The sequence below is a fragment of the Cellulomonas sp. genome (assembly GCF_965229465.1).
Classification (GTDB): Bacteria; Actinomycetota; Actinomycetes; order Actinomycetales; family Cellulomonadaceae; genus Cellulomonas.
Map to the genome: position 1 here is coordinate 1,151,267 of NZ_OZ245882.1, position 12,823 is coordinate 1,164,089.

The window sequence follows — 12,823 nt, forward strand, 5'->3', positions numbered from 1 at the left end:
GGGAAGGCTACGAAGTGGTCTTCGCGGCGCCCGCCGTGATGAGCGGCAGGTACTCGTCGAGCGCCCACGGCACGCTCAGCGGGGTGGCAACCGAGACGGCCATGCCCAGCTGCTTGTCGATCATGGGGACGTAGGCGCCGGAGGCGAACGCCGGGATCTGCGCCCACAGCGGCTGCGCCTCGGTCGCGGCCTGCTCGTCCGCGTCGTTGAACCACGTGAACAGCAGCTGGGCGTCGTTCAGCTGGTCGGCGTTCTCCAGCCCGAGGGTCGCGACGAAGGTGCCGGGCGAGGACGTCAGCGTCGAGACGGACGGCGCCAGCTGCAGGCCCAGGCCGGTGAGCAGCTCGACCCGGGGGTCGCCGGGCAGGTACACGGACAGCGCACCGGGCTGGTCGCCGCCGTACACGTAGGCGAAGGTCAGCCCGGACAGCTCCGGGTTCTCGTTGGCGGCGTCGTCGATCGCGGCCTGACGCTCCGCGAGCAGCGCGTCCGCCTTCTCGGGCACACCGAGCGCCTCGGCCGCGATGGTCACCTGGTCCTCGAGCGAGGTCTGCCACGGCTCACCGGGGTAGGCCACCACGGGGACCAGCGCGGAGAGCTGGTCGAACGTCGCCTGGTCGAGCCCCGACTGCGGGGCCAGCACCAGGTCGGGCTCGAGCGCGACGACCGCGTCGATGTCGAGCTCGGGGTACATCGCGATGGTGGTCGGCAGCTCGTCGCCGGACTCCTCGACCGCCTCCCGGAACCACGGCTGGTAACCGTCGGCGTCGCCGCCCCACGTGTCCGCCTCGATGCCCACCGGCGTCGTGCCCAGCGAGAACGCGATGTCGGCGGCGCCCCAGCCGAGGGTCACCACGCGCTCGGGCTTCGCGGGGATGTCCGCGGTGCCGAGCGTCGAGTCGATCGACACGGGGAAGATGTCCTCCGCGGGGGCGGACGCGCTGCCGGACGGCTCCACGGTGGCATCGTCGGACGACGCGCCGCACGCGGTGAGGGTGAGGGCGACGGCCGTCGCGGTGGCCACGAGGGCCGAGAGGCGCGCGATGCGCACAGGAGTGCTCCCATCGGGATCGGGGTCGAGCGAATGAGGCAAGCCTAACCTCAGCTCCAGAGCCGATTCAGCCGAAGGACCTGTCGGGAACCTCACACCGCGAGCGAGGTCCCGGTCAGCCGCTCGTACGCCTCGAGGTACCTGTCGCGGGTGCGCTCCACCACGTCCGCCGGCAGCGCCGGCGGCGGCACGTCGGAGTGGCGCTCCCACCCGGAGGCGTCCGACGTGAGCCAGTCCCGGACGAACTGCTTGTCGAAGCTGGCCTGCGCGCGGCCGGGGTGCCAGAGGTCCGCGGGCCAGAACCGCGACGAGTCCGGGGTCAGCACCTCGTCGCCGAGCGTGATCGCGCCGGTCGTGGGGTCGGTGCCGAACTCGAGCTTCGTGTCGGCCAGGATCACCCCGTGCTCGCGCGCGATGGCCTCCGCCCGGCCGTAGACCGCGAGGGTGAGCGAGCGCAGGGCGTCCGCCGTCTCGGCACCCACCTGCTCCACCACCGTCTCGAACGGCACGTTCTCGTCGTGCTCCCCCAGCTCGGCCTTGGTCGCGGGCGTGAAGATCGGCGTCGGCAACCGGGAGCCGTCGACCAGGCCGTCCGGCAGCGCGATCCCGGTGACCGACCGCGACACCCGGTACTCCGCCAGCCCCGAGCCGGTCAGGTACCCCCGTGCGACGCACTCGACCGGGAACATCTCCAGCCGGCGGCAGATCATCGCGCGCCCCGCCACCGCAGCGGGCACCTCGGTCGACAGGACGTGGTTGGGCACCAGGTCCGCCAGCTGCTCGAACCACCACAGGCTCAGCTGCGTGAGGACGACGCCCTTGCCGGGGATCCCGGGGCTGAGCACGTGGTCGTAGGCGGACACCCGGTCGCTGGCCACGACGAGCACGACGTCGCCGAGCGACGCGGTCGCCGCCGAGCCGTCGGGCTCGTACAGGTCGCGGACCTTGCCGGAGTAGGTGTGGGTCCAGCCCGGGAGCTCAGCAGTCACGCGCCTAGTGTGCCGGATCAGACGAGGTCGTCCCCGCCCTCGAGCCCCTCCGGGATGGGCAGCCCGACCAGCCGCACCAGCCGCTCGACGGTCTCCTCGACGAACGTGTCCTCGGGCTCGTCCACGTGCGCCTCCGCCAGCAGCCGCCGCACGTGCTTGGCCTCGACGTCCACCGCACCGACCAGCAGCGCCCACTCCGCGAACGCCTCGGCCTCGGCGTCGAGGTCGACGGGGTCGCTCTCCGCCGGGTCGTCGAAGTAGTCCCGCGGCTGGAAGCCCAGGTAGAACCGTCCGAGCCCGTCAGGTGCGGGCCGGTAGTCGACGGTCGCGATGTCGCCGTCCTGCACCTGGATCGTCAGGCTCGGGACCACGTCCGCGTCCCCGCCCCACTCGCCGCCGCCGTACACGAACTTCTCGGTGCTGCCCATCCCGCGAACCTAGACCAGCGGGGCGCCCGCCACCGCGGCGGCGATGTCCGAGCGGTGGTGCGAGAACGGCAGGTCGATCGTCGCGACGCCCGCGTAGGCCGCGGCGCGAGCGGCGGCCAGGTCGGGTCCGACACCCACGACCGACAGCACGCGCCCGCCGGCCGCCACGAGGTGAGCGCCGTCGATCGCGTCGTCGTCGTCACCCGGCGTGTTGAGCTGGAGGGCCGTGCCGGCGTGCAGCACGTGCACCCCGGGCAGCGCCTCGGCGTCCTCGATCCCCGTGATCGGGTCCCCGGAGCGGACCGTGCCCGGGTATCCGCCGGACGCGATCACCACGGTCACGGCCGCGTCGTCGCGCCACTGGAGCGGGGGCAGCGTGCCGAGCGTGCCGGTCGCGCTCGCGAGCAGCACCCCGGCCAGCGGCGTCACGAGCCGCGCGAGCACGACCTGCGTCTCCGGGTCGCCGAACCGGGCGTTGAACTCGACGACCTTCAGACCGGTCGACGTGAGCGCCAGGCCGACGTACAGGACGCCGGAGAACGGGGTGCCGCGGCGCGCCATCTCGGCGATCGTCGGGCGGGCGACGCGCTCGACCACCTCGTCGACCAGGTCCGCGGGCGCCCACGGCAGGGGCGAGTACGCGCCCATCCCGCCGGTGTTCGGGCCCTCGTCGCCGTCGTGCGCGCGCTTGAAGTCCTGCGCGGGGACCAGCGGCACCACGTCGATGCCGTCGGACAGGACGAACAGCGAGATCTCGGGGCCGTCGAGGTAGTCCTCGACGACGATCCGGCCGCCGGGCTTGGCCAGGCAGGCCGCCGCGTGCGCCAACGCCTCGGCGCGGTCGTCGGTGACCACGACACCCTTGCCCGCCGCCAGCCCGTCGTCCTTGACCACGTAGGGGGCGCCGAACGCGTCCAGGCCGGCGGCGGCCTCCTCGATCGTGGTCGCCACGCGCGGCTCGGCCGTGGGCACGCCCGCCGCGGCCATGACCTCCTTGGCGAACGCCTTCGACCCCTCGAGCCGCGCGCCGGCCGCGGACGGGCCGAACACGGGGATCCCCACCGCCCGCACGGCGTCGGCGACGCCCGCGACCAGCGGGGCCTCGGGGCCGACGACGACGAGGTCAACGCTCAGCGACGTGGCGAGCGCCGCGACCGCGGCTCCGTCCAGCTGGTCGACCGCGTGCAGCGTGGCCAGCGTCCCGATGCCGGGGTTCCCCGGGGCCGCGTGCAGCGCGGTGACCGCCGGGTCGAGGGACAGCGCGCGCGCCAGCGCATGCTCACGGGCACCGGTGCCGACGACGAGGATCTTCACGTGCCGGGAGCCTACCGGGAGGGGTCGGCCGCCCGAAGACGTGCCCGCAGCGCGTCCAGCTCGTCGACCATCGCCACCGGCAGCCGGCCGCCGAACTGAGCGAAGAACTCCTCGGTCAGGTCGCACTCCGCGAGCCACGCCCTTGGGTCGACCGCGAGCAGCTGCTCCAGCGCGTCCGCCGGCAGGTCCAGCCCGTCCAGGTCCAGCTCGCCCGCTGCGGGCAGCACGCCGATCGGCGAGTCGATCCCCTCCACCGACCCGTCGAGCCGCTGGAGCGCCCACGCGAGCACCCGGGCGTTCTCCCCGAACCCCGGCCACAGGTAGGAGCCGTCCGCGCCCTTGCGGAACCAGTTGACGCCGAACACCGCCGGCAGCGGGATGCCGCGGGCCGAGAGGCTCGCGCCGAGCCGCAGCCAGTGCGCCCAGTGGTCGGCCATGTTGTAGCCGCAGAACGGGCGCATGGCGAAGGGGTCGCGACGCAGGGTCCCGACGGGCCCTTCCGCGGCGGCGGTCTGCTCGGACGCGATCGTCGCGCCCAGGAACACCCCGTGCGCCCAGTCCCGCGCCTGCACCACGAGCGGCACGTTGGTGGCCCGGCGGCCCCCGAACCAGATCGCGTCGATGGGCACGCCCTCGGGCGAGTCCCACTCGTCGGCGATGGTCGGGCACTGCTCGGCAGCGACGGTGAACCGGCTGTTCGGGTGGGCGGCCGGCTCGTCGGACGCAGGGGTCCAGTCGCGGCCCTGCCAGTCGGTCAGGTGGTCCGGCGGGGTGTCGGTCAGGCCCTCCCACCACACGTCGCCCTCGTCGGTGAGGGCGACGTTGGTGAAGATCACGTCGTGCGTGAGGGTCGCGATGGCGGCCGGGTTGGTGCTCACGCCCGTGCCGGGGGCGACGCCGAAGAAGCCCGCCTCGGGGTTGATCGCCCGCAGCCGCCCGTCCGTGCCGGGGCCGCCCGGGCGCAGCCACGCGATGTCGTCGCCGATGGTCTCGACCGTCCAGCCCGGGATCGTCGGCCGGAGCATCGCCAGGTTCGTCTTGCCGCAGGCCGACGGGAACGCGGCCGCGACGTGCGACACCCGACCGGCCGGCGAGGTGACGCGCAGGACGAGCATGTGCTCGGCCAGCCAGCCCTCGTCGCGCGCCATCACGGACGCGATCCGCAGCGCGAAGCACTTCTTGCCCAGCAGGGCGTTGCCGCCGTAGCCGGACCCGAACGACCAGATCTCCCGGGTCTCGGGGAAGTGGGCGATGTACTTGACGGAGCTGCACGGCCACGACACGTCGGCCTCGCCGGGCTCCAGGGGTGCGCCCACCGAGTGCACCGCGGGCACGAAGTCGCCGTCCGCGCCCAGCAGCTCCAGCACCGGGGTGCCCACCCGGGTCATGATCCGCATGCTCACGACGACGTAGGGCGAGTCGGTCACCTGGACGCCCAGCTGCGAGATCGGCCCACCGAGGGGGCCCATCGAGAACGGGACGACGTACATGGTCCGCCCGCGCATCGACCCGGCGAACACCCCCGCCAGGTCGGCGCGCATGACGTGCGGCTCGCGCCAGTTGTTGGTCGGTCCGGCGTCGTCGGGGTCCTCCGAGCAGATGAACGTGCGGTCCTCGACGCGGGCGACGTCGGACGGGTCGGAGCGGGCGAGGTAGGAGCCCGGTCGCAGGTCCTCGTTCAGCCGGATCAGCGTCCCGGCCTCGACCATGCCCTCGACCAGCGCCGACGCCTGCTCGGCGGAGCCGTCCACCCAGACGACCTCGTCGGGCTCCGTCAGCGCCGCGACCGCACCGACCCACGCCTGCAGGCCCGCGTGCCGCTGGGCGCCGGGCGCCGAGGGGACGCCGACCGGGGCGAGATCGAAGTACGGGTGGGGCTCGACGAGCGTCATGACGACCTCCGTGAAGGGACCAAGTCCTTCCACCGTGGACCTCTTCGCGCGCGGATTCCATCACCCGGAGCCGGAAACATCCGCGATTCTTGCGATCTGCACAACTCAGGCGTTCTCGTCCAGCGGCAACGGGAGGGCGTCGAAGTAGATCCGCACGCGGCGGCGGCCCTCGGTGTCGCCGGCCGCCCTGCGCTCCTTGGCGTGCTTGACGGTGCCGTCGATGATCTCCTGCACCGCGACCACGACCTCCTGGAGCTCCTCGAGGGTGAGGTCGGCCGTCGTCCGGTCGTTGAGCGCCGCGGCCTCCCACTCCGGAGTGTCGCCCGTGAGCATCCACCGGCTCAGCACCTGGGCACGCTCGGCGACGACCCCCTGCAGCAGCGCGTTCGCCGCCTCGGCCGTGCGCGGGTCGCGCAGCATGTCCCGTCCGTCGACGCTGTACCCGACCGCGCGCCACCACCGGTCGCGCCCGCGCTCGTGCGCCGGGTCGTCCTCGACGAAGCCGTGCTTCTCCAGCTGGCGCAGGTGGTAGCTGGTCTGCCCGCTGCTCTCCCCGAGGCGCCGGCCCAGCTGGCTGGCGGTGGCGGACCCGTGCTCGGACAGGTAGTCGTACATCGCCATCCGCAGCGGGTGCGCCAACGCCTTGAGCTCCTCCGGCCCGATCGCACGGGCCCGGAACGGCAGGGGCTTGCTCTCGCTCATTTGCAGAGATACCTTTGCAGAGTTGTCTTTGCAGAGAATTCTCTTCGATCCTACCGTCCCCTCGCAGGAGCCCCCATGAGCGAGCAGGTCGCCACACGCGAGCCCCTCGGCCGCCGGTTCGCCGCCCACCTGACCGCGACCGGGATGGCCAACCTCGGCGACGGCATCGTGCAGACCGGCGTGCCTCTGTACGCCCTCACGCTCACGCGCTCCCCCAGCCAGATCGCTCTGCTCACCGCCGCCGCCTGGCTCCCCTGGCTCGTGCTCGGGCTGGCGGCCGGCGTGGTGGTCGACCGCCGCGACCGCAAGTACACCCAGGTGGTGGGGCTGGCCGGCCGCGCGCTGCTGCTCGGGGTGGCGGTCTGGCTGGTGGCCACCGGGCACATGACGATCGCCGCGCTCACCGTGATCGTGCTGCTCTACGGGGTGACCGACGTGTTCGTCGACCTCGCCGGCTCGGCGCTGGTCCCCGACATCGTGCCGCGCTCGCGCCTCGAGGCCGCGAACGGGCGCACGCTCGCCGCGCAGCAGGTGATGGCCACGTTCGTCGGCGGCCCGATCGCCGGCGGGCTGCTCGCGCTCGGTGCCGGCTGGGTGTTCGGCGTCCCCGCGGGGCTCGGCGTGCTCGCCCTGCTGCTCATCGCCACGCGGATCCCCGGGACGTACAAGCACGCGGCCACCGAGAAGCGCTCGGCGCTGGCCGAGGTCCGCGAGGGCGTCGGCTTCCTGGTCCGGCACCCGGTGCTCCGCCCGCTGCTGGTGGCCGGCAGCGTGATGAACATGGCCAGCACCGGCTACTTCGCCGTGTTCGTGCTCTGGATGGTCGGCCCCGGCTCGCGCGTCGGGCTCGAGCCCGCGCACTACCCGCTGGTCATCGCGGTGCTCGCGGTCGGCGCGGTGCTCGGCTCCATCGCCGCCGAGCCGCTGGGCCGGCGCATCCCCGAGGTCCGGCTGCTGCTGACGTGCTGGACCCTGGACGCCCTGCTCATGCTCGTCCCGGTGCTGGTCCCGACGGTCCCGGCCATCGCCGTCGCCATGTTCTTCCTCGGCTTCCTCAACACCAACGGCAACGTGATCTCGCAGTCGATGCGGCAGCGGATGGTCGCCCCCGGCATGCTCGGCCGGGTGGGCGGGGCCAGCCGGACCCTCGGGTACGGGCTCATGCCGCTCGGCGCGCTCCTCGGCGGCCTCGTGGCCGAGCAGTGGGGACTGCCCGCGGTGTTCCTCGGCGCGACCGTGGTCTGCGTCGCGGCGGTCGGCTACCCGATCGCGGTCGTCCGCCAGCGCATGGTCGACGAGCTCGTGCTCCCCGCACCGGAGCCAGCGACAGACCCCCTGCCGGCAGCCGCCTGACCCCGCGATACTGGCCGCGTGCCCCGGCTCACCGCTCCCGCGCTCACACCCGGAACCGTGTCTGGCTCGGCGCAGCCCGTGCTCCACGCGGAGAGCCTGTCGCTGCGGCCCTGGCGGGCGCAGGACGCCGACGCGGTGCAGGCCGCCTACGCCGACCCCGGGATCCGGCGGTGGCACGCCCGGTCCATGGACGCCGACGAGGCCGCCGCCTGGGTCGCTTCGTGGTCGGCGCGGTGGGAGGACGAGACCGGGGCCGGCTGGGCGATCACGACCGCGGACGAGGTGCTCGGCCAGATCAGCCTGCGGTCCTTCGACCACGGCGACGGCCGCTCGGACATCTCGTACTGGGTGCTCCCGGCGGCCCGCGGCCGAGGGGTCGCGACGACCGCCCTGGCCACCCTGAGCACCTGGGCGTTCGGCACGCTCGGGCTGCACCGGATCGAGGTCGACCACTCGGTCGACAACCCGGCGTCGTGCCTCGTCGCCACCCGTGCCGGCTTCCGGCTCGAGGGGACCAAGCGCGGCGACGCCCTGCACGCGGACGGCTGGCACGACATGCACCTGCATGCGCGCCTCGCGGACGACGCGGGAGACGTCAGCTGAGCAGCTCGTGCCGGACGATCGTGGCCTCGCGGCCCGGTCCGACGCCGACCGACGAGATGCGCGCGCCCGAGATCTCCTCGAGGTGCAGCAGGTAGCGCTGCGCCGCGGCAGGCAGGTCGTCGAACTCCCGAGCGCCCGAGATGTCCTCGCTCCAGCCGTCCAGGTACTCGTAGATCGGCTTGGCGTGGTGGAAGTCGGACTGGTCGTACGGCATCTCGTCGAACCGGCGGCCCTGCACGTCGTACGCGACGGCCACGGGGATCTTCTCCCGGCCGGTGAGCACGTCGAGCTTGGTGACCACCAGGTCGGTGAGCCCGTTGACGCGGCTGGCGTAGCGGACCACGACGGCGTCGTACCAGCCGGTGCGGCGGGGCCGGCCGGTGGTGGTGCCGAACTCCCCGCCGGTCTGCCGCAGCCACTCGCCGTCGTCGTCGAGCAGCTCGGTGGGGAACGGACCCTCGCCCACGCGGGTGGTGTACGCCTTGGCGACGGCGACCACGCGGTCGATCCTCGTCGGCCCCACGCCCGAGCCCGTGCACGCGCCGCCGGCCGTGGCCGACGAGGACGTGACGAACGGGTAGGTGCCGTGGTCGACGTCGAGCATGGTGGCCTGGCCGGCCTCGAAGACGAGCGTCTTGCCCTGGTCGAGCGCGGTGTTGAGCAGCAGCGGGGTGTCCGCGACCATCGGGTGCAGGCGCTCGGAGTGGCGCAGCAGGTCCTCGACCGTCTCGTCGACGGTGATGGCCCGGCGGTTGTACACCTTCACCAGCAGGTGGTTCTTCTGGTCGAGGGCGCCCTCGACCTTCTCCCGCAGGATCTTCTCGTCGAACAGGTCCTGGACGCGGATGCCGACGCGGTTGATCTTGTCGGAGTACGCCGGGCCGATGCCACGACCGGTGGTGCCGATGCGGCGCTTGCCCAGGAACCGCTCGGTGACCTTGTCCAGCGTGCGGTTGTACGGCGCGATGACGTGCGCGGCCGACGAGACCTTGAGGGCGGAGGTGTCCACCCCGCGGGCCTCGAGCGCGTCGATCTCCTCGAAGAGCACCTCGATGTCGACGACCACGCCGTTGCCGATGACCGGGACGACGCCGGGCGACAGGATGCCCGACGGCAGCAGGTGCAGGGCGTACTTCTCGCCCCCGATCACGACCGTGTGACCCGCGTTGTTGCCGCCGTTGAACTTCACGACGTAGTCGGTCCGCGAGCCGAGCTGGTCGGTCGCCTTGCCCTTGCCCTCGTCGCCCCACTGAGCTCCGAGCACCACGACGGCAGGCATCCAGATCACCACTTCCCCTGCCTACGGTGCGGACCCGTGTGCGGGGGCCGGGCACCGGGCGGCAGTGACCCAGTACCTCCGAGAGGGTACCGGACCGTCAAGAAATGGTCATGTCAGCGACCGTCACCGCAGCGCGGCGACCTCGTCCGCCGACGTACCGCTGTCCACGAGGAACGTCTCGCAGCGCTCGGCCTCCTCGGACTCGCCGATGGCCTCGGCCGCCTCCGCGAGCGCGAGCAGGGAGCGCAGGAACCCCTCGTTGGGCGCGTGGTCGGCGGGGATCGGTCCCCGCCCGTGCCAGCCGGCGCGGCGCAGGGCGTCCAGCCCGCGGTGGTAGCCGGTCCGCGCGTAGGCGTACGCCGCCACCGGGTCCCCGTCGTCGGCGAGCGCGCTCTCCGCCAGGAGGGCCCACAGGAGCGACGACGCCGGCGCGGCGGGCACGGCCTCGCGCGGGGTGGATCCGCTGCTCAGCGCCGCGCGGGCGTCCGCGTCCGGGCCGTCGGCGGGCAGCAGCGTCGGGGCGGGACCGTCCAGCAGGTTCTCGTGGCTCATGTGCACAGTCTCCCCCACCGTGTGCGCGGGCCGATGGGCACAGTTACAGTCGTCTGGCCGACCTGGACTGCTGTTCGGCTCGCAGCCCCGCAACCCGACAGGGCACACATGATCGAGATCTCCACGTCCGCGACGACGACCACCTTGGCGATCGCCGGCGACCTGGACCTGGCCGAGCGCGACCAGTTCCCGGAGATCGCCGCGCGCGTGGTCGGCCTGCGCCGGCAGCTCCTCGTCATCGACATGTGCCAGGTCACGTTCATGGACTCGACCGGCGCGGCGTTCCTGATCTCGCTCGCCGACTCCGGACGCAAGCGTGGCGGCGCCACCGTCCTGCGCGGAGCGGACCCGCGGGACCTGTTCGTCATCGAGATCTGCGGCGCGCTCGAGCTGTTCCGGATCGACGCCGACCACCACTGCGAGGCGGGCGTCAGCCAGTCCGGCTTCCGTCGGCCCGACGGGGCTCCGACCCCGGCCTAGCGGGTGTGCGACGGCAGCGAGCCCGGTCGCACCTTCGCCCACACGAGCTTGCCCCCGCGGGACTGCCGCCAGCCCCAGTCGGCCAGCCGCTCGACGATCTGCATGCCGAACCCGCCCACGCGGCCGGGGTGCCCGTCCGTGGTGACCGGCGGAGCCGGGTTCCCGTCCTCCACCTCGATGCGCAGGCCGTCGCCGGTGTCGTAGAGCTGGAGCGAGACGTGCCCGAACCCGTGCAGCACGGCGTTGGCCACCAGCTCGGACACGACCAGCTCCGCGTTCGCCGAGTCCTCGATCCCCCACGCCTGGCACGTGCGCACGACGGCGTGCCGCGCGCGCCCGATGGAGGTGGCCTCGCTGGGCAGCGACCAGCGCCGGCGCCGGGGACTGCGGGTCCGGGCGGAGGTGTCCGACGGCGACGGCACCCGCACGACGACGACGGCGACGTCGTCCTCGCGGTGGTCCGCGAGGCGCGACAGGAGCTCCTCCCCGACGCCGGCCGCGTCGCGCGCGGTGACCGCCGCGGCGACCGCCGAGAGGGTGTCCAGACCCTCGCGCAGGCCACGGTCGCGGCGCTCGATGAGGCCGTCGGTGTAGTAGATGACGACGTCGCCCGGGTCGAGGTCGACCCCCTCGGTGGATCGCGGAGCACCGCCGAACCCGATCAGCGGCCCGCCCGAGGCGCTCAGCTGGGTGACCGATCCCCCGCGCACCAGCAGGGCCGGCAGGTGTCCCGCGCGCGAGTACTCCAGACGCCAGCTGCCGTCGGTGCGGGTCAGGGTCGACAGCACCAGGCCCGCCGGGCGCGGGACCCGCATGCCGGCGACCAGCTGGTCGACCCGCTCGAGCACCGGCCCGGGGGTCGTCAGGTCGACCATGTACGAGCGGACCACGGAGCGCAGCTGACCCATGGCGGCGGCGGCCTCCACGTCGTGCCCCACCACGTCTCCGATCACGACGCCCACCACGTCCGGGCTGACCTGGAGCACGTCGTACCAGTCGCCGCCCACCTGCGCGTTCTCCGAGTTGGGCGCGTAGTACGTCCACACGTCCAGCCCGTCCACCTCGGCCTGCTCCGGCAGCATGGCCCGCTGGAGCGTCTCGGCCAGCCGGTGCTCCCGGTCGTAGAGCCGGGCGTTGTCGATGACCATGCCCACCCGGCGGGCGGTCAGCTCGAGCACCGTGCGCACCGACGGTTCCAGCCCGCGCAGCCCGCCGCCCTCGTGCGGGTGCACCGCGAGCACGCCCAGCACGCGGCGGCGCCCCGTCAGGGGGAACACCGCGACGCGGTGGTCGTCCGACGGCCCGGCGTCGCCGAGGACGAGACCGGCCTGGCCGACCAGCCACGCCGACGCGCTGCCGGCACCGTGGGAGCCCCTCAGCTCGAGCTCGACCGGGCGGTCCAGCTCACCGTCGAGGAGCTGCTGGACGGCGTCCGGTCCCGCGTCGCGGACCGCGGGGAGCTCGCCGTGCCGGGAGCCCTTGCCCGTCGGCGCGTGCGGCACGTCGATCCCGTCGGCCACCCGCAGGCCACCGTCGTTCAGGTAGAAGGCCGCCCAGCCGACCACCGAGCGGCGCAGCACCGCCGCGATCTCGCGCAGCGCGTGCGGGTCGTCGACGTCCATCAGCAGGTCCGACACCTGGGCGATGAGCCCGAGGCTGCGCCGCTCGCGCCGCTCGGCCTCGACCAGCGCCGCCTGCTCGGCGTCGTGGGACAGCTGCTCGGTCAGGTCCTGGAGGGCTGCGACCCAGTGCGTGAGGGCACCGCCGTCGGCGGCGGGGACGGGTGACAGGGTCACGCGGCACGCGAAGGGGGACCCGTCGGCGCGGCGCAGGGTGAGCGTCTGCACGACCGTCTGCCCGGTGTGCACCGCCGTCCGCAGCCGCTCGATGTCCGCCGCCGGGAGCGCGTTGTCCCGGAGCACGTCCGCGTGTCGGCGTCGAGCGTCCTCGAGGCCGTACCCTGTGACCCTCTCGAAGGCGTCGTTCACCCACACGACGGGCAGGCCCGACTCGGTCGCATCCAACAAGGCGATCGGGACGGAAGTTGCTCTGAGGGCACGATCGCGCACGTCGACGAGAACATGATCGGAGACGGGCGAAGCGTGGGAGTTGACCACTACCACCTCCGATCGTCTAGCGTGCCGAACAGGCAGGTCGTCGAGAAGCCGGCGCCGCCTCGA

General features: G+C 73.3%; 12 protein-coding genes. 3 read left to right on the plus strand and 9 right to left on the minus strand.

Going from position 1 to position 12,823, the window contains the following annotated elements:
* Positions 1-7: 7 nt before the first annotated feature.
* From ACO06A_RS05485 to ACO06A_RS05510, 6 genes are all read right to left on the minus strand, one after another.
* Positions 8-1,051: an iron-siderophore ABC transporter substrate-binding protein gene (locus ACO06A_RS05485; protein WP_421735032.1), complete on the minus strand. Its 1,044-nt coding sequence runs from the start codon at positions 1,049-1,051 to the stop codon at positions 8-10.
* Between the two features lie 92 nt (positions 1,052-1,143).
* On the minus strand, positions 1,144-2,040 hold the full coding sequence (locus ACO06A_RS05490; RefSeq protein WP_421735033.1) for a phosphoribosylaminoimidazolesuccinocarboxamide synthase: 897 nt from the start codon (positions 2,038-2,040) through the stop codon (positions 1,144-1,146).
* A gap of 17 nt (positions 2,041-2,057) precedes the next feature.
* Positions 2,058-2,468 carry a hypothetical protein gene (locus tag ACO06A_RS05495; protein WP_421735034.1) on the minus strand — a complete coding sequence of 137 codons (411 nt, stop codon included), beginning with the start codon at positions 2,466-2,468 and terminating at the stop codon, positions 2,058-2,060.
* Between the two features lie 9 nt (positions 2,469-2,477).
* On the minus strand, positions 2,478-3,782 hold the full coding sequence (gene purD, locus ACO06A_RS05500) for a phosphoribosylamine--glycine ligase (protein ID WP_421735035.1): 1,305 nt from the start codon (positions 3,780-3,782) through the stop codon (positions 2,478-2,480).
* Positions 3,783-3,793: 11 nt separating this feature from the next.
* Entirely contained in the window at positions 3,794-5,674 is a 1,881-nt protein-coding gene (locus ACO06A_RS05505; RefSeq protein ID WP_421735036.1) for a phosphoenolpyruvate carboxykinase (GTP), read from the minus strand.
* 105 nt (positions 5,675-5,779) lie between these two features.
* A complete protein-coding gene (locus tag ACO06A_RS05510) occupies positions 5,780-6,376 on the minus strand; it encodes a helix-turn-helix domain-containing protein (protein WP_421735037.1) in 597 nt (198 codons plus the stop codon).
* Positions 6,377-6,451: 75 nt separating this feature from the next.
* On the opposite strand from ACO06A_RS05510, the gene ACO06A_RS05515 reads away from it, so the two are divergent.
* Entirely contained in the window at positions 6,452-7,729 is a 1,278-nt protein-coding gene (locus ACO06A_RS05515) for an MFS transporter (RefSeq protein ID WP_421735038.1), read from the plus strand.
* A gap of 18 nt (positions 7,730-7,747) precedes the next feature.
* Positions 7,748-8,332 carry a GNAT family N-acetyltransferase gene (locus ACO06A_RS05520; protein WP_421735039.1) on the plus strand — a complete coding sequence of 195 codons (585 nt, stop codon included), beginning with the start codon at positions 7,748-7,750 and terminating at the stop codon, positions 8,330-8,332.
* Here the strand turns inward: ACO06A_RS05520 and ACO06A_RS05525 are convergent.
* Both ACO06A_RS05525 and ACO06A_RS05530 read right to left on the minus strand, forming a co-directional pair.
* Positions 8,325-9,611 carry an adenylosuccinate synthase gene (locus ACO06A_RS05525; RefSeq protein WP_421735040.1) on the minus strand — a complete coding sequence of 429 codons (1,287 nt, stop codon included), beginning with the start codon at positions 9,609-9,611 and terminating at the stop codon, positions 8,325-8,327. The genes ACO06A_RS05520 and ACO06A_RS05525 overlap by 8 nt on opposite strands.
* Positions 9,612-9,734: 123 nt before the next feature.
* Entirely contained in the window at positions 9,735-10,163 is a 429-nt protein-coding gene (locus ACO06A_RS05530; RefSeq protein WP_421735041.1) for a DUF3151 domain-containing protein, read from the minus strand.
* Positions 10,164-10,271: 108 nt separating this feature from the next.
* On the opposite strand from ACO06A_RS05530, the gene ACO06A_RS05535 reads away from it, so the two are divergent.
* Positions 10,272-10,643: an STAS domain-containing protein gene (locus ACO06A_RS05535; RefSeq protein ID WP_421735042.1), complete on the plus strand. Its 372-nt coding sequence runs from the start codon at positions 10,272-10,274 to the stop codon at positions 10,641-10,643.
* On the opposite strand, the gene ACO06A_RS05540 is transcribed toward ACO06A_RS05535, so the two are convergent.
* The gene (locus ACO06A_RS05540) at positions 10,640-12,766 is read right to left on the minus strand and encodes a SpoIIE family protein phosphatase (RefSeq protein ID WP_421735043.1); all 2,127 of its coding nucleotides are present in this window, start codon (positions 12,764-12,766) and stop codon (positions 10,640-10,642) included. The two genes, ACO06A_RS05535 and ACO06A_RS05540, sit on opposite strands and share 4 nt — an antisense overlap.
* Positions 12,767-12,823: the final 57 nt, after the last annotated feature.

Bases quoted from the DNA above. Each gene is read 5' to 3' on its own strand.
- ACO06A_RS05515 (WP_421735038.1), top strand. From the start codon at position 6,452: ATGAGCGAGCAGGTCGCCACACGCGAGCCCCTCGGCCGCCGGTTCGCC.
- ACO06A_RS05510 (WP_421735037.1), bottom strand. From the start codon at position 6,376: ATGAGCGAGAGCAAGCCCCTGCCGTTCCGGGCCCGTGCGATCGGGCCG.
- ACO06A_RS05530 (WP_421735041.1), bottom strand. From the start codon at position 10,163: ATGAGCCACGAGAACCTGCTGGACGGTCCCGCCCCGACGCTGCTGCCC.
- ACO06A_RS05535 (WP_421735042.1), top strand. From the start codon at position 10,272: ATGATCGAGATCTCCACGTCCGCGACGACGACCACCTTGGCGATCGCC.
- ACO06A_RS05525 (WP_421735040.1), bottom strand. From the start codon at position 9,611: ATGCCTGCCGTCGTGGTGCTCGGAGCTCAGTGGGGCGACGAGGGCAAG.
- ACO06A_RS05495 (WP_421735034.1), bottom strand. From the start codon at position 2,468: ATGGGCAGCACCGAGAAGTTCGTGTACGGCGGCGGCGAGTGGGGCGGG.
- ACO06A_RS05505 (WP_421735036.1), bottom strand. From the start codon at position 5,674: ATGACGCTCGTCGAGCCCCACCCGTACTTCGATCTCGCCCCGGTCGGC.